The sequence below is a fragment of the Lutibacter sp. genome, from assembly GCF_016342705.1.
Taxonomy (GTDB): domain Bacteria; phylum Bacteroidota; class Bacteroidia; order Flavobacteriales; family Flavobacteriaceae; genus Lutibacter.
Window position 1 is genome coordinate 158,238 of record NZ_JAEINV010000004.1, and the last position, 23,416, is coordinate 181,653.

Genomic DNA, 23,416 nt, shown 5'->3' on the forward strand with positions numbered 1-23,416 from the left:
TTATCGTCCTTTTCCTTCAAGGACTACTTTTATAGTGCTTAAAATTACTTTAAAATCGGTGAATAAAGATAAATTGTCTAAATAAATTAAATCGTATCGAGCACGTTTTAACATTTGATCTAAATTATCTGCATATCCATATTTTACTTGACCTATGGATGTAATTCCCGGTTTTAATTTTTGAATTTCTTTATATTTTGGTACATGTGCTATAATTTCATCTAAAAATAATTGCCGTTCCGGTCTTGGGCCAACAACGCTCATATCACCTCTTAAAACATTAAAAAACTGTGGGAATTCATCTATTCTATATTTTCTTAGAAAATACCCAAATTTAGTTATTCTAGCTGCTTCATCTTTTGATAAAAGAGGATCATTTACGGGTGATTTACCACGCATACTTTTAAACTTAAAAATGTTAAAAGCGCTCCCATTTTTACCTACTCTCTGTTGTGTAAAAAAAGCTCTTTCGCCCGTTTCAAAAAAAATAATGATAGCTACAAGCGGTGTTAACCAACTTAAAACTGTGATTATAATGATGCTAGAAAAAATACTATCAAAAACTCTTTTGGGAATTATGTACCTTTTTTTGTTCAATCTATCAATTAAAATATTTGTTCCAATATTTTTTGAGTAATCACATATGTTGGCAATACTCCTGTTGTGCCTAAACCTCCTGAGGCTAATGTGCTTCCGGTTTCTAATGGATTATCCGATGCGTAATATGCATACCTCACTTTCACTTTGCTTGAAATATTTCCTCTAATTTTTGAAGCTGCCTGAATGGCTTTTTGGTAATGCGCACCTTCCATTTCTAAACCTGTTACACTCCAGGTAGAATCATAAAAGAACTTTAAAATATCCTTATTTTGAAGCGATGTTCCTAAAACAGTCACCATAGAACCTGCATACACATCAACACCACAACCTTCAAACATTTTTTTCTTTAACTGATTTTTAAATGGATAATTATCTGCTGTTCCTTCAAAAATATGCGATGTTGGAATCATAATATCACCTTTTCCTCCTTCTAAAATTCCTGCTTTTCCCATGATAGAAATAGAATCAACATTTAAATGGTACTTTTTACCTCCTTTACATTTAAAAGGCTTTAACAATTCGTCCATAGTTTCATAAGCTTGCTCACCAAAGGCGTAATCCATCACAATAATTACAGGCTTTTCTTTATGTTCTAAGCTATTTTCAATAACGTATTGCGTTTTTGAAATATCTATTTTTTCAGTATCAATAATTTGAACATCAATGTTAGTTCCTGAAGTATCTGGAATAAATGTCATTCCGTTTTTTAACGCATATTCAGTCACCTGTTTTCGTAAATCTTCATTTTCTTCTTTGCTTAATAGTACATATAAAGAAATAGGATTGTTATCGGTAATTTGTTTTGGAAGCACAACAGGTGCATAAATAGAGTTCATAACGCTGTGCATATTTGCACTAATTATATGAATTGGACGTTCTTCTAATTTTTTTTCAATTAAAACTTCCTTAATATTGTTTGCCCAAATTTCTCCATAAATATGGTGTCCAATTCGCTCACGTAAAATTGGACTAAATGAAATAGCTCTTTTAGAATTGTCAACAATTTCACTAATAGCTAAAGAGCCTAACCAATAAATAATTTGGAAAAAACGATCTGGATTATTTTTTTCACCTAAAATATTATGGACTTTCTGAGTTTCTTCAAATGTTCTACCAATAATACCCGCAACGTGCGCTACTAAAATGTCACACTCGTTTCTAGATAGTTTTTTATTATGAAGCACTACTTCTTCTAACTTTTTCCATTCTCTAACAGTGTCCGCTTCTTCTTCAATAAGTACTTTTTCAGCAATTTTATGAGATTCAATAAACAAAAAAGTAAGATGCGTTAAAATATCATAAATTTCAGATCTTCCTCTGGTAACTTCAATATTCATTTGATCTTTATCTATTCTATAGCAATTTCTTCTTCTTTTTGGCGGAATAATTGGTTTAAAATGTGAATTTGAATAGCCTTCATCTGCTGTTAGGTTAATAAAACGGCATTCTTCAATACCAATTGGCAACCTTTCTAGCACATATATTAACCCGTTTAATTCTAATTTTTCTTCTGCAATAGATCCATAAATTTCAGGACGCAATAATAACAATGCTTGTCGCAGCGCATCACCTGAAATACCCATTGGTTTGTAAAAACCTCTGCTAAATAAATGACGCATTGAAATATATAAACGTTCAATAGCGCTTGAGGATTCCTGTGCTCGGGTTCTGCCTTTTATTTTTGATTGTTGCATAAATTTATTTTTTGGGATGTAAAGATACAATTTATCTGTTGAATTGCTTATTTACTAATTTTTAGAAACCTGTTATTTTTTTAATATTTTTTGATATTCTGAACTATTTAATAATCCTACCGCTTTAGAAATTACGGGATCAAATTGTGCTTTTTGCTGATACACTCCTTCAACAAAATAATAGCGTTTTACTATTTCCTCCGTTAATTTTTCAATAATTTCTTCTTTGTTTTTATCTAACTCTTTTAATTTTTCAGCCTGAATAGTTGCTAAAACTTCTGCATATGATTTAGACAAACTTCCTTGTAAATTTTCTGACAATGCTTTCTTATTGGCCTTTTTAAATTCCGCCTCGGTTTCAGTTTCAAAAAACTGTTGATTTGTAGCTAAATAAACTCTTAAATTAGCATATTCATTGGCTGACACATTAAATTTTGAAGGCTCCTCAATAGTTTTATGCGCATAAAAATAAGTAGTTACATAATTAAACAGCGCATCGGATTTTAACAGTGTTTCCGTAGTTTTTGTGGTTGCTGGTTTTTTAAAATTAACATCGGGTAAAATACCACCACCACCATATACAATTCTACCTATGGATGTTTTATACTGTTCTCTTCCTTTATCTGAAAATTTTGGAACATTCCCTTGGTCGTCTCTGTTTGTATAATCCAACTCTTGAATACATCTTCCGCTTGGGGTGTAATATTTAGAAATGGTTAATTTCATTTGTGTACCATACGAAAGTTCTCTGTACTGTTGCACCAAGCCTTTACCAAAAGAACGCTCTCCAACAATTATTGCTCTATCGTAATCTTGTAAAGAACCTGCTAAAATTTCTGAAGCCGATGCAGATTTACCATCAATTAAAATTGAAATTGGCATTTCTAAATCTAGCGGTTCTTCTTTTGTTTTAAACGTTTCGCTGAATTTTTCAATTTTACCTTTGGTAGTGACTACCACTTTATCTTTTGGAATAAAGAAATTCGTAATTTTAACGGCTTCATTCAACAAGCCTCCCGGATTGCTTCGCACATCTATTATTAATTTTTTCATTCCTTGATCTTTTAAATCAAGAAATGCTTTTTTAACTTCTGCAGCAGCACTTTCTGTAAATTGAATAAAAGAAATATACCCCACTTCATCATTTAACATGGTATAATATGGAACCGGACTTACATCCACTTTTTTTCTGGTAACGGTTACTTCAAAAGTTTTGTTTTGACGTTCTAACAACAAGGTAACCTTTGTGTTTGGCAAGCCATTTAATAAGGTTGATGCACCTTTTTCATCAAAATCCTTCACTAAAATAGCATCAATTTTTAAAATTTTATCACCTGGTTTTATCCCAGCGCTTTCCGCTGGAGAATCTTTTAACAGTTCTTTCACCAACAATGTATGCTCTTTAAAATCTACCAATGTACCAATACCTCCATATTCTCCTGTGGCGGCTATTCGTGCATCTTCAATTCCTTGTTCGTCAAAATAAACGGTATACGGATCTAAACTTTGCAGCATATGATTGATAGACTTGTGGGTTAATTCTGCCGGATTCACCTCATCTATATACAGCATATTTAACTCTTTAAATACTGTGGTATAAATATCAATTTGCTTGGCAATTTCAAAAAATCCTGACTGAAAACCCACGGAAATTGAAATTGAAACCACTACAAAAACACCTATTATCCATTTTTTAAGCCTGCTCATCTTCCTTAATTTTAGTTAAAAACTTATCGCACACTTTATGAAACGTTTGTTCTAATTCGGTATAATTAAGCTCTTCTTTTGCCATATAAATAAACATAAAAACGTACGGTTCTTTTAAATTATCTAAAAATTTATATTTGTTTAATCTATACACTTCCCGCAACATTCTTTTAATTCTATTTCTATTTACGGCTAGCTTAATATTTCTTTTTGGAACTGAAAACCCGGCTTTTATGGCCGCCGCTGTTTCTCTATTATTTTTAATATAAATCAATTGAATAGGAAACGATTTTACACGTTTTCCTTCAGAAAACAATAGCTCAATTAGTTTTCTGCCTTTCAGTTTTTCATCTTTTCCTAAGGTATATCTCATTATCACAAATGTAAGGAATAAAAGATTTTAAAAAATCAAATTCTTAAAGACTTTAAATTAGTAAATTTGTGTGAAACCAAAATTAAAATAGTAATGTCACAAGATTTATTTCAAGCACCAGACTATTATCATTTAGATGATTTATTATCTGAAGAACATCTTTTAGTGCGCGATGCAGCACGCGAATGGGTAAAAAGAGCCGTTTCTCCAATTATTGAAGAAGCCGCACAACACGCAAAATTTCCAACATCCATTATTTCTGGATTGGCAGAAATTGGTGCCTTCGGGCCCTATATTCCTGAAGAATATGGTGGTGCAGGATTAGATCAAATTTCTTATGGACTCATTATGCAAGAAATTGAACGTGGAGATTCTGGCGTTCGTTCCACAGCTTCTGTCCAATCTTCATTAGTGATGTATCCTATTTGGAAATATGGTGATGAAGCTCAAAAACAAAAATATTTACCAAAATTAGCCAGCGGTGAATTATTGGGTTGCTTTGGTTTAACAGAACCAAACCACGGATCTAATCCAGGTGGCATGGAAACAAAGATTAAAGATATGGGCGATCATTATGTATTAAATGGCGCTAAAATGTGGATTTCAAATGCACCGTTTGCAGATATTGCTGTTGTTTGGGCAAAAAATGAAGCAGGAAGAATAAAAGGGTTGATTGTGGAACGCGGAATGGAAGGATTTACAACGCCTGAAACGCATAACAAATGGAGCTTAAGAGCTTCTGCTACTGGCGAATTAATTTTTGATAACGTTAAAATTCCAAAAGAAAATATTTTACCTAACAAAGATGGTTTAGGAGCGCCACTTGGTTGTTTAGATTCTGCACGTTATGGCATTGCTTGGGGGGCAATTGGTGCTGCTATGGATTGTTATGATACCGCTTTACGTTATTCAAAAGAAAGAATACAATTTGATAAACCTATTGCAGGAACACAATTGCAGCAAAAAAAATTGGCTGAAATGATTACTGAAATTACCAAAGCGCAATTATTAACGTGGCGATTAGGCGTCCTTAAAAATGAAGGAAGAGCCACCACTGCTCAAATATCTATGGCGAAAAGAAATAATGTGGATATGGCTTTAAAAATAGCGAGAGAAGCACGTCAGGTATTAGGTGCTATGGGAATTACTGGAGAATACTCCATAATGCGTCATATGATGAATTTAGAAAGTGTGGTGACTTATGAAGGTACGCACGATATTCATTTATTAATCACTGGGTTTGATATTACAGGAATTCCAGCTTTTAAATAGGGATTGTTTAAAATAAAAAAGCGGCTGTTTAAAAAGAGTTGAAGACCGTCATTTTGAACTTGTTTCAGAATCTCACCATATTATCATCAATAATTATGAGAACCTGAAACAAGTTCAGGTTGACGAAAATGATTCTTTTTAAACAGCCACTTCTCGTATTATTCTACAAGTACTTTTTTGCTTATTTTACCACTCTTTGTATCTATCTGAACAAAATAAATTCCCGATGCGGCTTTTACTGGTAAAGAAAATGAATCTCCGGAAAAATCCTTTTTCCAGTAACCAGACATTTGTCCCAAACTATTGTATAAAATAACGGTTTCAATTTCTTCAGCTGTAGATTTTCTAATTTGTAACTCCTTTATGGAATTATCCATAAATACCTGAATTCCATCACTTAAAATTTCTTCTGCAGGTTCTTCAGGCTCTAGGGCTATTGGCGTTTTAAACACAAATGAAAATCTATTTAAATACGTGCCTTTTGGTAAATCAATTTCAAATGATTGACTTTTTATAGGATGTAAAACACCCGTAAGGCTATCTTTTATAAAAAGATCTGTGCTATCATCTACATTTTCCAACGCATCCATATTAATGGCAATTGAACCTCCACTTGAAGTAATTCCTAATGGAATTTCTTTATTGATATCAACGCTATTGGAGGCTTGTATTACATATTTTTTATCATCAATTGTCCAGAACATATCATCTTCAAATAGTTCATAAATTTCAGCTTCGTACCCCCAATCAACTCCATCGGTTGTATGCTCATCAACAGTAAATAAAATTTGACGATGATCAATTTTAGCGCCACTAAAACCTAATCTAAACTTTGGTCTCGTATCACTAACAAGCACATTACTTTCTTTCGTAGTCTTTTGCGCCACACCTTTCATAAAAATGGAATAAGTAGCATTTGTTTCCGTTACAAATACTCTTTGCCCGTTGTTAAATTCAATAGTTCCTCCATCAGCATCTCCAACAACAAAAAAGCTTTGTCCAATAGGAATATACCTTCCTGGTGTTTTTACTGGCGTACCACTTGAACTAACTCCTGCAAGCGCTCCTGCTGTTGCAGGTACTCCACCACTGAGTGTTAATGTGGCATACCCTGCTTGATAATCTCTTAAATTGTGAGAATTACCTCCATAATGCTCCCAGAAATAAATTGCACCGCCACCACCAATAGCTCCAGTTCCTGAAGGACTGTTATCTAATAAAAATTGAAAACCATCTATTGCTGAAGGATATGGATTTCCAACTAAATAATCATAATTTCCAGCTACTGTTAAACCAATTATCCCATTATTTGGTTTCCCAACAAACACATAATTTTGATCCGGTGAACCTGGCGCACCTGTTCCTTTCATTAAAAACCCTTCACCAGGTTTTAAGGTTCCCGTATTTCTGATTTGCTGCCAAGCATTATAATCACCACTCGTTGAATTTGCATATTTATACATCCAGTAATGTGCAATTTTTATTGGTGTTCCTAAAGCACCATCATACCCTCCAACAAAGTCAATTGTTATAGGATTACTTGGGTCTGTTCCATCTCTTAAAACATCAGGTACTTTAAATGCTGTGCCGTTTGTAGTTCCAGTTTTAATTACTGGGGAAGACCAATCGTTATAACGATATTTATTTCCTTGTCCTTGTTGATCTCTTTCTATATATCCAGTACTTGCATCATCTACTGTGCTAGTTGCTGTTTGCAATAATTGCCCTTCTCCAACTAAATCCATGACACCATTTAATAGTAAAGTTCCTGCAATTTGTATATAATTATCTCTAATTTCTAGCGTAGTCGCACTATTATTTTGAATTTCAATATTATTGGCTTTTCCATAAGGATCTCCACTATAAATAATTGGATAATTTCCTGAAGCGAGCGAAGATGGTATAATAACATCGGTACTCATTGTTGGAACAGTTCCACAACTCCAGTTTGTTGCTGTGTTCCAGTTATTATTGGTTGATCCTGTCCAAGTGGTTGAAGTTGGTGCACCATTAATAACAACATTGGCAGAAATAGGTGAGGTGCATGAACCACTTGAAAATAATTGTGATGATGGAATTATTTGTTGTGCCTGACTTGGACTACTCCATGAAAGTTCAGCAACTGCTCCTCCTCCATTTTCATAAAATTCTAAAACAATAGTGTACTTTACATCAGCAGTTAGATTTATTGTGCCTGTATTTATTGTTGGTCCGTGATCTGTCCAGTTATTAATAATTTGTACTCCATTAACCCAAAGTCTAATGCCATCATCACTATTTGTTCTAAAGGTATATGTTTCAGTATATAATGGTTGAATAAATCCTGACCACCTTACAGAAAAATTATTATTATTTATTGGACTACCTGGATTTCCGGTACCCCAGTTAAAATTAACTGTTGCATCAGTTCTAACTAAAGCAGGAGAACCAGTAAACGTCATATTATTAAAATACTGTCCGGTTAAACCTGCCACCAAATTGTTAACAGTATAATTATAGGTATTAGGAACAAGACCTGAAATAGTTGTGCTAGCTCCATTACCTGGGGTTATAATATTACCTGGGGTTCTTGTTAACAACCAATTACCTGAAGGAAGACTATTTAAAACTACGCTCCCAGTTGCAACCGTACAAGTAGGTTGTGTAATTGTGCCAATTACCGGCGCTGTTGGTGTAGAATTTATAGTTATGTTTACACCATTATTAGTTCCAATAATTGATGGATTATTGCTTATTACTCGTACTCTATAGCCTGTTCCTGTTAAAGTACCAATAGTAATAGTTCCTGAAATAGTTCCTGCAGCAATTGAAGTTAGTGTCCCAATATTTACAGGCGAAGTAAAACTACCCGATGCATTTGATAGTTGCGCAGTAAAAACATTACCAGAATTATATGTTCCTGATATGGTAAATGGAACATTTACTGATGACCCAGAGCAATAAGTAGTTGTGGAAATGGAGCCAGTAGTGATTGTTGGTGTCACTGGAGTCACATTTATAGAATAATCTTCAACTTCTCCGTCAAAATTAGTTTCACAACTTCCAGCATAACTATCATATTTAGCTGATACACGCATTCTTGTAACACCTAACATAGCCGTGTTAGGAATAGTTATTGACAAAGGTGAATTATTTGTTGCTCCATTTGTAACGTTTCTAACTCTTCCAAGGTCATAACGCTCTGAATTTGTAAAAATACCATCTTGATTCCAATCTATCCAAGCATAAACCCTAACCCAATAATTTCCATCAGTATTAACATTAACTGTTAAATTATGTGATGACCCCAGTATTACATTGGTAGATAAGCCTGTAAAATCTTCATACCCATTCAACTTTGAAGGCCCAGTAGCATTATTTATTGAATTAAAAGAAACTAATGTTATACCTGTATCATATGTTGTATTTCCATAAGAAGTGCAATAAGTAGGGAAAGTTACAACTTGCATTGTGCTATTTGTAATTGCACCAAATTGATATGTAAAATCGGAATTTGCCAATGCAGCTGTAAGGTTTGCTGTATTATTCCCAGAAGTATTAAAAGGTGTATCTGAAGCCATTACATACATATTACTTAAACGATCCGAGCAGCAATCTGTTCTGTTATATATATTTATATGACTTAATGTATACAAAGCTCCTAAATCTATTTCCCACCAATCATTCGTGTTTGTTCCATTAGAATGAAGTATAGAACCAGCACTCCAATTTCCATTTGTGTTATTATCATTTCCTTTACTTGCATCACCTCCTGGATAGGTTGTACTTAACGTAGCTGTACCAGCTAAAGACCTATTGGTAACACCATCAATATCAATTACTTGTATTTCAGCTAAATTTATATAGTTTGTAGTATTAGTCCCTGATTTTTGTACGCGTATATATCTATATTGTTGAGAAAATATAGTTGAGGTAACTAAACATAAAATAAAGAAACCGATGTATTTTTTAAATAAAATCATAGTGTTAAGTTCTATTATTTTACTAAAAATTAACAGCAGCACTCTATTCAATATGGTAAACCTACTACACATATAATCAATTTATTGGGACCGGGCAAAAATAAGCAGTTTAAATTAAAAAAGCTAATTATAGAAAAGTTAATCATCAAACAATCAAGTTTCATCTTAAATTACGTTAAATTATCAACGAAAAAAATGGAATTTATAGTTGAAATTCTAAAAGCCTCATTTTAAACTTACTAATCAAATATGCAATAGTTGCGCAACTTTTAAAATTAGTTGTACACCTTTTTAAATTAGTTGTGCAACTTTTTAAATTAGTTGTGCACCTTTTGAAATTAGTTGCGCAACTACTGAGTTACAATACAAACTACTTCTATAATTATCATGATTATGAAGGAGGAAATGATGATGCTTATCTTTAGCCTATTGTGTGTGACGACTTCTCGACTGCGCTCGAAGTGACAATAAATTGAAAATTGATTTTATAAAACGCCCCTATTCATCAAAAGATGAATAGGGGCGTTTTGTTTTTATGGTGTTGTTAAATTTTAATTAATTATTAACTTTTTTGTTGCCTTCCCTAGCTGCGTGCTCACTGTTATAAAGTAAATCCCCGACATAAAATTAGTAGTGTTTACCAATTCCGTATTATCAAAGTTATTTTGCACCTTTTTAGCATATACTTTTTGCCCTAATACATTGGAAACTGTAATATCAAAATCATGTATCTCATTTGGCATTTTAATAGTAATCTCACCTGTTGAAACTGGATTTGGGTAGATAGAAAACGTACTTAAGATTTCATCTTCAATGCCTAGGGTAGAATCTATAATATTTACCGTATAATCTTCTACTTCGCCTTCTGCAAAAATTTCACAAGAAGATGGAGCTGCATTATATTTCATACTAACTCTCATTCTTGTATTCCCTAACGTTGCTGTCCCAGGAACTGTAAAAGTATTTGAAACAGGTGTATTCGTATTTGATGCTGTATTTAAAACGATTTCTGAAGATTCGAAAGTTCCGTTTTTATTATAATCAATCCATACAACAACCGCTTCGCTATATATACCATTTGGCCAATATTTAGTTACTGATATTGTATTATTTATAGAATTCAAATCTAAATTAGGAAAAATAACAGAACTGGTGTAATCAGAATACCCTAAACTTGTTGTTGATTGAGAATTATTATTTACACTATTTAATTGCACGTTACTTATATATTCAAAAGCAATTGAGTTTCCTTGCGAAGGACAATAATTCGCTGCTAAAGTTGTAAATGTTAAAGAAGAACTATAACTAGAACTATTAGTTGCACATTTAGCTCTCACTTGAACTTCATATTGTGTAGATACACTTAAACTATTAAAATTATAATTAGCACTAACTAAACTATTTACATCTATCCAGCTTGATGCGCCAAAAACTCTATATCTTAAATCATAAGTAGCTGATGGAATATTATCCCAACTGGCTGTTGCAGAATCTGCAGTTATAGCAATCACTGAAACATTAGTAGGAACACTTAAAACACAAGGCTCTACGACTTTTATAATTTTAAAATCATCAATAAAGAAACCATCAGATGTTGTTGAGTAATTTTCAGATACATTTAAAGCGTCTGTTCTAAAATTAAACCTAATTTTCGCAGTGCTCGAATTAAGTAGTGTAGAATATGTATCATCAATAACTATTTCTTCCATCACCCAATTATCCATTCTATCACCATCATATATTTGACCTTTACTATTAGCTTGAAAATTTGCATATGTAGCGCTTTTATTATCATGACTTGTAGTAGCGCTTGTTGCTTCTGGTTTGGTATATTTTCCTTTTAGAGATATCCAATTAGTACCACCGTCAGGAGAACCTAAGACCTCAACAAAATCATAATTTCTTTCAATATCCCATTTTGAATAAAACTGAACCAAAACTTCAGTTGAATTAGAAAAATCATAACTATTTGTTGTTGTTAGTGTCTTAGTTGCATTATTAGAATATGTTCCAGTACTTAAGGAATTCGTATTAGAATATGCATCAGCAGTACTATTTATCCAACCACCAGATTGAGTCCAGCCAGTTAAACCATTGGTGTCTGGAATATGGTTAAATAATACAGTAGGTTGGTAATATTTTTCAAAATTAGCTTCATAAATAATACCATTATCATTTGATAACTTCACATTATATTCTATTTTTTCATTCGCAGTAATGGCAGGGTTTAACTCTAAAGTAGCTGTAACTGTTCTCTGTTCTAAAACATTCATTCCTATTTCAGTAGCTGGTGATGAAATGCTATTGATATTAGAAGATATTGGTGTTACAGTTACTGTAAAGTCACTCCCTGTTTGGCCAATACGTTCAATTCCAAAATTTAAGCCAGATGTTATGCTTGTAATATTACTTTGCGTTAAGTCATGTAGTTTTGCATATTTTCCACCATAATAAGCAGTTCCGAAAGAAATTCTCATAGACTGTTTAGCTATAGGAACAATTAATGATGGAGCAGGCCAAAAACCTGAACTCCCATGTTCTGGTGTAGTTCCTAATATTCCTTGTCCAGAGCCAAAAGAACCATTAAGGTCAGCAACAGGAGGATCAATACCATTATCATAACTACCTGCCATCCAATCATCTGGTAATCCATTAGATTCATAAAATATAGTAGCTCCGTACAAATACCTGTTATACCTTGTCATTTCTTCATGCCATCTATAAAATTCGTCTTCTCGTCCTGATTTTTTGGTAGGAATACCACCATAAGGATGTGGAACTGAATTGGCGTATGAGTGATTCCAAACTGAAGTTTTAAAATTTCGATTTAAAATAAAATTAACCATTATTTGCGTCTCTGGTTCAGAGGCTCTACTTGGACCTCTATAATTTGATGCGGTTTGAGTTCCTGAAGAACCAATATTGTTATAGCCCCAGAAGTAATCAAAATTTCTATTTAAATCAACCCCTCTATCAACAGAAGTGTTTCCGGTTCCACCTGTAAGAGGTCTTAAGTTTTTGCGTTGCATCCCACCACCATCATCAACTAATCCATCTGCCACTGAATCTATATGTTCATTCCATCTTAAACCATCAGGATTTACAACAGGAACAAAATATAATTCATTGTTATCCACTAACTCTTTTATGGCTGGATTGGTATTGTAGTTTTCAATAAGATACCACATAAAGTAAATGTTATTCATTAAAGCACTTACTTCTCTAGAATGGATCATAGATGTAAATAACATTTGCGGTTTTGTATTTTCTGGAGTACCACTTTGATTTCCAGTTATCCTTACATACCATATGGTTTCTGGATCCCATCGAGTATTACCTTGACCTGTATAAGTTGCGGGTCCATTATTCTGTGGATTGGTGATAGTTCCAGATGGATTTCCCCAAGTTTTCTGCCCAGATGAGGATGCATTTGCTTTTTGAGATACTATGTTAAGTCCATTGGTTTGAGAATAAGTATACATTTGATCTAACTCAGCCTTCATTTCACTAAACGTTAAACAGCCACCCATACTTCCTAAATTAAAATTAGTAGGTGTCATCCAATCAACTTCATTAAGCCCCGCATATTGTAGATAGTTATCCACTATAACACTTGTTATTGATGCCGAGCTTTTCTCATTATTTGTTGATTTTATACCTAATTTTTTTTTATTCTTTTCAACTTCTAATTGTGCTTTGGCAATAGGTAAATCAATCGCAACTCTTTCAGAAGTAAATTTTGCGAGATCTTCAATTTCTATTATATACTGGACTTTTGCTTTGTTTAAACTTTCAATTTCAGATGAATTAAGCTCCATAAACAAGGTATTATCTTCAAAAAAAGCACCACATCTTAAATCTATACCTGCCTCTTGTACTTTTAACAAAACAGCCGATGTAGGGTTATTGATTCTTATTTTTTTACTATGCGTATGATCTAGATTTTCATTTTGAGAAAAAAGAACAAAAGAATTTAAAAAAATAACAATGAATACTATTTTTGATTTTAATTTATTGAAATTCATGAATTTAATTTATAATTATCTTTTTATTAATCGTTCCTTTCTGAGTTTTAATTTGCACAATATACACACCTGTAACCAATTTCACCGGTAAGGAAATGTTATCATCTTCAAACTTTTGATTCCAAGTTTTAATAGTTTGACCAATATAATTAACTAGTTTAATTTCAGAAATTTTGGTTTCAGCATCACTTTTAATTTGCAATTCAGAAATTTCATTATTCATAAATATATGACCACCCAAAACAACTTCAATAATCTCATCTGGATCTTCTTCAATTACTTGAGGTATAGGTTTAAACACTAAGTAAAATCTATCATTATATTCACCTGCTTCTAATTCTTGCTCAAACGGACTCTCTTTTAAATTATATGTTTTTTGCAACAAACTATCTTTTAAAAATAGTTGCATATCAGCTATATCATTATCAATTTTATCAATTTTTATTTTTACGGTTCCTGTAGTACTCAATTTTAAACCCAGTGGAATATCTTTTAAATTGGTTTGTGGGTTCATCCCTTGAATTGTGAATTTTTTATTAGCTATCATCCAAAATAAATCATCTTGCTGCTCACCATAAATTGGCCCGTCAAATCCCCAATCTACCTGTTCCGTAGCTCTTTCATCAAATGTCAATAACAATTGCCTTGAATCAATTTTTGGCGTTTCAAAGTCTAACCAAATTTTTAATCGTTTATCCTTTAATGCACTTGCAACTTTTACAGCATTTGTTGTCTTTTTTGCTATTAGATTCGAGGATTTCATAAAAACAGAAATGGTGTCTGCATCAACAATATTTTCTTTAACAAAAATTCGTTGTTTATTTTTAAAATTGATTGTTTTTGCGCCAACAATAGCATTTCCTTGAACAAAAAATCCTTGACCCACAGCAATATATCGCCCTGGTTTTTTTGAAGAGTTGCCACCATTCCCTACAAAATAACTGGTTGCTTTTGTACCTCCAGATAAGTTAAAAGTTGCATACCCTGCTTGATAATTTTTTAATATATGATCATTTCCACCATAATGTTCCCAAAAATAAATAGTCCCTCCTTCTATATTAGGATTATCTAAAATAAATGCCTCTGCATCAATTGCTGATGGATAAGGATTCCCTATTAAATAATCATTATTATCATTCACTGTTAAGGTAACATCACCGTTATTTGGCTTCCCAACAAAAGCATAATTCTGATCTGAAGAGCCTGATATTCCAGTACCTTTCATTAAAAATCCTTCTCCAGCAATTAAAGCTCCAGTACTTTTAATTTGGTCCCATTTACTATAATTGTTATGACTATCATTGGCATATTTATAAATCCAGTACTCTGCTATTTTTAATGGAAATCCTATTGCTCCATCGTAACCACCAACAAATGAAATGTTAGGTAGAGGAAATGCATTTGGATTAGTTCCATCTCTTAACACGTCTGCAACTGTAAAAGTTGAACCTACTGTTGCTCCTGTTTTAATAACTGGTGAAGACCAATCGTTATATCTGTACTTGTTTCCTACTCCTTGTTGATCACGTTCTAATACACCATTGGTTCCTGCCACTAAATCACTATCTGTTGATTGGATTAATTGGGATTCCCCTTGCAAGTCAATTTTTCCATTTAAATTTAAATAATGACTTACGGTAATCCCATTTCCAGTACCTGAGTATGAGTCCGTACTAGTTGGATTTGTACCCGTAACTTCTAATTGTTTTGTAGCATCTACAAACAAACCAAGTACCGTTCTATTTCCAAAATTAGCCGATGGTAAACTTGAATTCTCTAAAGTAACATTATTACTAATTTGAACAATGTTCCAATCAATGGTGTAATTATCGTTGCTATTTATAAAAGTATCTCCATTTCTATCAAAAGTGGCTGCAATAATGGAAGCTTCGCCAGGTATTGTTTGCGCAGACCCATTTTGCCAAGTTGAATTTAAATTCCAACTTGTACTAGCTGCTGAAATATATGGTAGCGGTGCTGTTTGAAAATCAACAGTAACTAAATTTTTAATTGCAGCGGTATTTCCATTATCTGAAGCATCCTTACAGTTTGTAAATGTATAGGTACTCATTGGATAATACCCTTTTAAATTTGTCCAATCAACAGAATTAATATCATTTTTTGATGGGGTAATACTTAAATTCTTAAAATAAGAACCTGATACTTTTGTTCCATCCCTTTGAATTTCTTGATTCATTATAAAACGCAATTGCTCTTGTGTTAATGCAACATTCCAAATTCTAACTTCATCAATATTTCCTTGAAAAAAGGACGTTGTTGCTAATCCGTCTGCTGCTGCTATTAAAAAGGATTCCGTATTAGAAATAGGAGCCGTTAAGTTTTTGGTTTGCGTAACATCTTCAACTCCATCAATATATAATTTTGCCTCAACACCATTATAAACCACAGCAACTTGATGCCAAATATTGTTTGGTATAATAACCGATGAAGTAATAGTTTGTGTAGTTCCATTTTTCCAAATCATTTCAAGACGGCCTGTTGCATTAATTTTGAAATCATATCCACCGTTGGCAAATGAACTATTTCGTTTCGAAACTATTGAATTATCATTCGCAGCTTTTTTAATCCATGCAGAAATTGTAAAAGCACTATTTAAATTTAATTTATTCCCTGCATCTAAATAATCGGTAGATCCGTTAAAGAAAATAGAACGCGAATATGTTCTTTCTGGAGCATATCCAAATGTGATATATTTAGTTCCATTAAAATCAAAATTAGTTTCTAAATTTGAACCATTTGTAGACATTATTCTATATTCAGCACTTGGACTAAATATAGGACTATCGGAAATAAACATAAGAAAATCTCCCGGTGGATTTAAAGTAGCTGTTAACAAAATTGAAGGAATAGAAACCTTCACGGCAGGAACATTTCCCCCAGATTCAACAACTCTCCAAACTCTACCTATTGGGGTAAAATCAACAGGCGTAGATAATCCAGATATTCCAGCACTTAAATTTACAATAATAGGTGTTTGGGCGCTTAACGTATTATTATTATGACCCCAAACCAAAAAGTCTTTATCATTTGTAAACATATTTGGATTACTAGAATTCGTGCTATAAATATCACCCAATCCAATTGTAATATCATTTACAGTATTTTCAGTTTTTGATTGTTTTTGATTCAATTGCGATTTATCATCTCTTCCAATTCCTGCAATATTATAATTAAAACTAGCCCCTGCACCATAAATAATAGTTCCTGCTGAGTTCACATAATCTACGCTTGTTCCATTATTCCCTAAAGTAATACCATATTTTATTGCTAAATAGGTTTCAATTTTTCGTTTATCAGCATCAGAATTTCTAACATTGTAATTGATAATTTCTAAAATATCCCCATCATAACTTGCATCCCAATACTCACTTCTACCTAACCAATATCTTGAGTTAACAATGTTTTTATAAGCACTATTACTAACTGCCGAAGTGGTAAGCGTATTTCCATTATTTAAAATATCCATTTTTACTGTTGGATATGTGGCATTTCTCCGTGGGTTAAAAATATTTACACCCGTATAAAATTTAGTGGTACTAATTTCTGCAACTCCAAAACCTACTGTTCCTGTACCAGCTCCTTGGTTGTACGCCATTAATTCATTGGTATGTCTAGCTGAAGTATTTCCCATTTCAAAACCTGTAACATCTTGACTACTTCCATTTAGTGAAATATCATCACCACAATAAATATCCATTGCGTTTGATGTATAGTTTACATTATTTGTTGGTTTTACAACAACAAACATATCAATATCATTAAAACCTTGTCCTCCAGACATGTAATTGTTTCCATTAAAATACACTACAGGATTGAAGTTTACATTGTTGGTAGCATTATTGCGAAATTTCGGCTCTTTAGAAAATTTAGATATCGCATTTTTAGTACTTCCAAAGGTTTGATCATACCACGTATAAATTGTGTTATTATCACTTACACTACCAATATTACTATCTGCTTTTAACCAAAATTTCAGATTAGATGTAACACCTCCCGGAGCAACAGTAAGCACTGGAATATTTTGTACCTCAGCTCTAATAACAAAATCATAGGTTCCTTCATCAGCATCATTACTTGTTACTGTAATAGTTGCCGTTTTAACGCCTGTAGCGGCTGTAGGTGTAAAAGTAATCACGAACCAGTCAACGCCTCCGGCCGCTAGGGACGAATTTAAAGGTGTTGCAGAAAACAAAGAACTATTAGCGCCTGTTATTGAAACAACTGAATTTATAGTTAATGAGCTATCTCCAAAATTATGCACTGTATAAACCATTGATATTGGCGTAGTCGCATCAGTTACGCCAAAATCTGTTTGATCTAAAATGCTTGGTGTAGTGTCTCCATCTATAATTGAAACTTCATTTCCTTGTATATCAATTTCTCTACCTGAAACTCCAGCCGATCCTTTAATAGCAAAATCATAAATACTTTCATTAGAGTCATTATTATAAATATTAACAATACCTAATGCAGTACCTGTAACGGCAGGGTTGAATGTAATTTGAAATGTTAAACTATTTCCAGCTGCAATAGTATTGCTGCTTGGTTGTGCTGTAACAGTAAAATAACTACTTCCAGTAATTGTAACAATAGGAACACCTGTTAATAATAAAGGACCAGTTCCTGTATTTTGTATGGTAAAAGTTCTAACTACCGTTCCTGGTAATGTAACATTTCCAAAATCAGTTCCAGCTGCAGTTGAGGTCCCCGCTTCTCCATCATTAATGTTATTACCACCTAGCCCTTTAAGATTAATCTCAGGCACTAATCCTGTTGTTCCCGTACCAGCAATATCAAAATTAAAAGGGTTTTCATCTGGATCATTGGTAACAAAAGAAACATTGGCATTTCTAGTACCTAAAGCAGTTGGTGTAAAGGTTATGCTAAAAGTAGTACTTCCTGAAGGAGCTACGGAAGCTGCTGGAGCAGCAGTTACAACAAATTCAGATGCATGAACACCAGAAATTGTAATTGTCCCAACAGTTAAATTTATTGTTCCCGAATTTTGAATAGTATATGTTCTTGTTAAACCAGCTCCAATTCCGCTAGACCCTAAATTTGTATAATCTGTTGTAATTGGGGTAATATCTTCATCATAAATTATATTTCCATTTCCTAATACTGTAATTTCAGCATAATCTATTGTTGCAACTACTGGAACTCTTGGTGTTGAAACACAAGAACCATTACTTGCCTCCACATAATATGTTGTTGTGGAAATAATCCCAGGTGTTATAAAACTAGTGCCTGTTGCCAATGGTGAACCCCCAGTTAAATTTGCATACCAAGAAATAGTACCAGAAGAAGCTGTTGCTCCTAATGTAAGTGATCCTGCATCTGGTCTTGAAGCAGGTGTTGTGCCTGTGATGGTTGGTGATTGAGTAATTGTTACACTTGAGGTTGCGCTTACCAAACTACAACCTCCTGAGGCTGTAATGGTATTTGTAACTGTATAGGTTCCTGGCGTACTTGTTGCTAAATTTATTTGCCCTGTTGAAGTGCTTACAAAATTAAGACCTGCTGTAGATGAAAATGTTCCTGCCGTTCCTCCTCCACTAAATGTAGGTGATGGGTTTGCCGCATTAGAACAATATGGCGTTCCTGTATAACTGAAAGTTGCTACCGGAACTGACGTAATAGTAACCGATCTTGTTGCAATAACTGCTGAACAACCGCCTGAAGCAGCAATAGTATACGTTACTGTATACGTACCAGCCGTACTTGTACTTGGTGTAATAACGCCTGTACCTGAATTAATTGATAATCCAGATGGCGACGCACTATACGTTCCTCCGGTATATGAACCTGTGCCCGTTAATGTTACTCCTTGTGTCGTACTCACTGATTTACAATAGGAAGTACTTGAATAATTTATGGCAGCTGTGGGTGCTGCATTGATAGTTATGTTTGAAGTGGCACTTACTAAACTACAACCTCCTGAGGCTGTAATGGTATTTGTAACTGTATAGGTTCCTGGCGTACTTGTTGCTAAATTTATTTGCCCTGTTGAAGTGCTTACAAAATTAAGACCTGCTGTAGATGAAAATGTTCCTGCCGTTCCTCCTCCACTAAATGTAGGTGATGGGTTTGCCGCATTAGAACAATATGGCGTTCCTGTATAACTGAAAGTTGCTACCGGAACTGACGTAATAGTAACCGATCTTGTTGCAATAACTGCTGAACAACCGCCTGAAGCAGCAATAGTATACGTTACTGTATACGTACCAGCCGTACTTGTACTTGGTGTAATAACGCCTGTACCTGAATTAATTGATAATCCAGATGGCGACGCACTATACGTTCCTCCGGTATATGAACCTGTGCCCGTTAATGTTACTCCTTGTGCTGTACTTACTGATTTACAAAAAGGAGTGCCTGAATAATTTATGGTTGCTGTGGGTGGGTTGTTCACCGTAATTAATGCCGTTGCAGTTCGGGTTGCACTTATACAACCTCCTGCAATAGTGCGTGCCTCTGCGTAATATGTTGTATTGCTAGTTGGTGATACTGAAAAATTAGCGCCACTTACTGAGCTTCCAATACTTGAACCACCAGTAGCTTGCGTATACCAATAAATAGTATTTCCAGCGGATGTAGCATTTAAATTTAAACTATTACCGTTACAAATTGAAGTTGCTCCACTTGGTAATACTAATGTAGGTGCTGCCGGATTTGTACAAGATGTTATTCCTGTACCTCTAATGCTAAAATCGTATGGATTTTCATTGGAGTCATTATTTACAATAGTCACTGTGGCATTTCTTATGCCATCGGCACTAGGATCAAAAGTAATTTGAAACGTAGTACTACCACCAGAACCTACTACTGTAGCACTTGGTAAAACTGTTACTGTAAAATCACCGGCATTGGCTCCTGAAATAGCAACACGTGGTGTTCCACTTAAATTTAAAACCCCTAATCCTGAGTTTTGAATGGTAAAAGTGCGTACTAATGTACCTCCAGATGTATTTACATTTCCAAAATCAGTATGATTAGCAGTTGTTGGTGATGCACTTCCATCTACTATATTTGCCCCATTTCCTTGTATATTAATTTCAGGCATAAGTGCTGGAGCTACAATATTTACAATATAATCTTCGGTTTCTCCATAACTACTATTGGAAGCACCACAAGCTTGATTGGTACCTAAAGCCGAATCATCACCACCTCTAACTCTCATTCTAGTATTTCCAGTTAAGGCCGCAGCAGGAACAGTAATATTTATTGTAGTTGTTCCATTTGATCCTGTACTACCAGAAGCAAGAAACCCTTCTGAAGCATCGAAATTTCCATCTTGGTTAAAATCTATCCAAACAGCAGCATATTGGTTCCCATCTGAACCAAAAGTTATAGAAATTGAAGCCGTAGAACCTTGTGTTAAATCTGGGATGGTTTCCGAATTAAAAAAAGAATAATACGGACTAGAAGATGCTCCACTGGTTTTGATTAAAGTTCCTAATGTTACAATATCTATATAATCTCCAAATCCTGTGCCGGAAGAATAAGTTGGATCACAGTACGTGGTTTTTGGTGGTGACAAATAAGTGCCTGGTATCACCTCAAAAGGTGAAGCCGCGTCTCCATTACTAGGTTTTCGCCAACCAACTGCTAAGTTATCACCTCCAGCACCTTCTTTCATTAAGGCTTCGATATAATATGATTGTCCAGCAATGAGTGTTATACCTAAAGATTTTTGAGTTGTATATTTATTCCATTCTCTACTGTTGGTCCAATTATTATGATAAGCAATTTGTGTTTTATTTGCCTCCGTATTATCAGTAGAAAGATTTAATACCACATTATCGTCTCCAGCCACCCAAAAGTAATATGTGCCTGTTTCTGGAGCACAAATTGTACCTCTAATTCTTACACCATAGTCATTTGCTATATTCGTTGGAGCTTCAAAAGATGTTGGTAATGAATTTGTGGTTGGGCTATTTGGGTAATTAGGCGCTGCAAGCAAATTTGCTATTGATGTCCCTGTTATTCCATCATAACGCTCTAATAATATAGTACCTGTAGCAGTGCATGTAGATGTAGATGTACCTTGAACTAAAATATTGTCAATATAAAAATATCTGTTATCTGCACTTGACGCTCTTACTCTAATCTTAACTTGATTATTTCCATTTGGAACATTATAAATATAAGGGTTTGTTGTTACAACAACACCTAAAGGATCGTTGTCCGGTGTTCCCCAAGGCCAATCCTCACCTCCACTACCATTTTCTCCTTCAATTAACTTAACCTCAGGTTGCCAATTAACTCCATTATCATAAGAAATATCTAAAAATAAATCCTTACCATTGTTTGCATTTATAGAAGCAAAAGAAATAGATACTGCTACATTAGTATAAGATGAGATATTTACGTTATCAAAAATTATATTTGAACTTGAAGAATTACCGAACCATAACGAATTTGAACCGCTTACACCGGAACCGGCATCAATAATAACACCTGCATCTGAACCTACATAGGATAAACCTGGAGTATCAAAATTTTGGCTTGCAATTGTTGTTTGTGAAAATGTGTTTAAAGAAATAAAAACACAGAGGCTAAACAGTAGCTGTTTAAATTGGGGTTTAAAAGTACGCATAGTATAATATAATATATTGGGTTACACAAAACTACCGTCTTTTTTTTAAAAAAACTAATTTTGCATAACCCAATCAATAAATTGCGCCTTTTTACGTACTATTGGATTTGTTTTTAAAACAAATTACTTATTTTAGTTTACGACTATTTTTTTAGTAGATTTCCCTATATCTGTAATAGATTGTAAAAAATAAACACCTGGTTTTACATTTACAGGAATATCTATGTAGTTTGCATGGCTATTGTTATCCCAACTTTTAATGTGTTGCCCAATGGAATTGTACATATTTACACTTGCCAATGTTACTTCATTAGGGTTGTTTAATATAATTCTTGAGTTTAAACCGTCGTAATAAATATCTAAATCTTTTATTACAAAAATTGGCTGTTCTATTTCCTTTTTATATTCTTTAAACGTAATTGCAAATCTATTGGTATATTCTCCTGCTGGTAATGTTATTTTATAGGTTTCATTTTGAATTTCATACACTTCATTCAATTCCTTATCTTTTAAATAAACTACCATAGTTTCGCAAGGGTTTTCTAATGCATCTACTTTTATAGCTATTTCACCTCCTGAAGAAATGATTCCTAACGGAATTTCTTTATCTATATGTATTAGATTGGTTGCTTGAATCACATATTTTTTATCTTTTATCACCCAAAACATATCATCTTCAAAAACTTGATACATTTCACCATCATAGCCCCAATCCACATCATCGGTTGCGTTTTTATCAATCGTTAGTAATATTTGTCTGTAATCTATTTTGTCACCGTCAAAGCCAATTCTAAATTTTTGGCGTGTATCTTTCATTTGTGAGAAAGATAAAGAGGTGATTATTATTGCTAAGGTAAAAAGTACTGCTTTTTTCATAACATGGGGTTTTATATGTTATTAAAAACTAAATTATATAGTCATACATGCTGTAAAAACAACAAGGGTTATTCACTTAAAGTGAGTTAAAATCAAATCTGGTGTTAAACTTATTTATTCCGGTGGAGAAATAATTTTTATAAGTATTAAATTCATGGCTAGTAAGAGGTTTTTTAATTATAGGATAAATTTACAAAGAAAAAGCTTACAAAAAAACAAAAAACATAAATATTTACCATTTATTGATAAAAACGTACCATTTATTTGCTTTTTGTGACAAACATCAG

The 23,416-nt window shown here is 33.5% G+C and carries 9 protein-coding genes; 1 reads left to right on the plus strand and 8 read right to left on the minus strand.

All coding sequences use genetic code 11. The features are described 5' to 3' along the window. From JEY78_RS05500 to rnpA, 4 genes are all read right to left on the minus strand, one after another. Entirely contained in the window at positions 1-597 is a 597-nt protein-coding gene (locus JEY78_RS05500) for a sugar transferase (RefSeq protein ID WP_291847734.1), read from the minus strand. Positions 598-605: 8 nt separating this feature from the next. Continuing rightward, positions 606-2,294, minus strand: a complete 1,689-nt coding sequence (locus JEY78_RS05505) for a hypothetical protein (protein ID WP_291847737.1) — start codon at positions 2,292-2,294, stop codon at positions 606-608. Between the two features lie 72 nt (positions 2,295-2,366). Continuing rightward, positions 2,367-4,001 (minus strand): S41 family peptidase, encoded by a 1,635-nt coding sequence (locus JEY78_RS05510; protein ID WP_291847742.1) that lies wholly within the window; start codon positions 3,999-4,001, stop codon positions 2,367-2,369. Next, positions 3,988-4,374 carry a ribonuclease P protein component gene (rnpA, locus tag JEY78_RS05515; RefSeq protein ID WP_291847745.1) on the minus strand — a complete coding sequence of 129 codons (387 nt, stop codon included), beginning with the start codon at positions 4,372-4,374 and terminating at the stop codon, positions 3,988-3,990. The genes JEY78_RS05510 and rnpA overlap by 14 nt, the downstream gene beginning before the upstream one ends. A gap of 93 nt (positions 4,375-4,467) precedes the next feature. Here rnpA and JEY78_RS05520 point away from each other — a divergent pair, with 93 nt between their 5' ends. Next, on the plus strand, positions 4,468-5,646 hold the full coding sequence (locus JEY78_RS05520) for an acyl-CoA dehydrogenase family protein (protein WP_291847748.1): 1,179 nt from the start codon (positions 4,468-4,470) through the stop codon (positions 5,644-5,646). Positions 5,647-5,804: 158 nt separating this feature from the next. Here JEY78_RS05520 and JEY78_RS05525 read toward each other — a convergent pair whose 3' ends face one another. The 4 genes from JEY78_RS05525 to JEY78_RS05540 all read right to left on the minus strand — a co-directional run bounded on the left by JEY78_RS05525 (position 5,805) and on the right by JEY78_RS05540 (position 23,129). Then, positions 5,805-9,608 (minus strand): PA14 domain-containing protein, encoded by a 3,804-nt coding sequence (locus JEY78_RS05525; RefSeq protein ID WP_291847752.1) that lies wholly within the window; start codon positions 9,606-9,608, stop codon positions 5,805-5,807. A gap of 551 nt (positions 9,609-10,159) precedes the next feature. Next, the gene (locus JEY78_RS05530; RefSeq protein ID WP_291847755.1) at positions 10,160-13,633 is read right to left on the minus strand and encodes a M14 family zinc carboxypeptidase; all 3,474 of its coding nucleotides are present in this window, start codon (positions 13,631-13,633) and stop codon (positions 10,160-10,162) included. 4 nt (positions 13,634-13,637) lie between these two features. Then, positions 13,638-22,253 carry a choice-of-anchor D domain-containing protein gene (locus tag JEY78_RS05535; RefSeq protein ID WP_291847758.1) on the minus strand — a complete coding sequence of 2,872 codons (8,616 nt, stop codon included), beginning with the start codon at positions 22,251-22,253 and terminating at the stop codon, positions 13,638-13,640. 132 nt (positions 22,254-22,385) lie between these two features. Further along, on the minus strand, positions 22,386-23,129 hold the full coding sequence (locus tag JEY78_RS05540; RefSeq protein ID WP_291847761.1) for a T9SS type A sorting domain-containing protein: 744 nt from the start codon (positions 23,127-23,129) through the stop codon (positions 22,386-22,388). Positions 23,130-23,416 lie beyond the last annotated feature (287 nt).

What these genes read in the sequence shown, in the direction of transcription:
- JEY78_RS05535 (WP_291847758.1), bottom strand. Translation starts at nt 22,253, where the DNA reads ATGCGTACTTTTAAACCCCAATTTAAACAGCTACTGTTTAGCCTCTGT.
- JEY78_RS05540 (WP_291847761.1), bottom strand. Translation starts at nt 23,129, where the DNA reads ATGAAAAAAGCAGTACTTTTTACCTTAGCAATAATAATCACCTCTTTA.
- JEY78_RS05525 (WP_291847752.1), bottom strand. Translation starts at nt 9,608, where the DNA reads ATGATTTTATTTAAAAAATACATCGGTTTCTTTATTTTATGTTTAGTT.
- JEY78_RS05505 (WP_291847737.1), bottom strand. Translation starts at nt 2,294, where the DNA reads ATGCAACAATCAAAAATAAAAGGCAGAACCCGAGCACAGGAATCCTCA.
- JEY78_RS05530 (WP_291847755.1), bottom strand. Translation starts at nt 13,633, where the DNA reads ATGAATTTCAATAAATTAAAATCAAAAATAGTATTCATTGTTATTTTT.
- rnpA (WP_291847745.1), bottom strand. Translation starts at nt 4,374, where the DNA reads ATGAGATATACCTTAGGAAAAGATGAAAAACTGAAAGGCAGAAAACTA.
- JEY78_RS05520 (WP_291847748.1), top strand. Translation starts at nt 4,468, where the DNA reads ATGTCACAAGATTTATTTCAAGCACCAGACTATTATCATTTAGATGAT.
- JEY78_RS05510 (WP_291847742.1), bottom strand. Translation starts at nt 4,001, where the DNA reads ATGAGCAGGCTTAAAAAATGGATAATAGGTGTTTTTGTAGTGGTTTCA.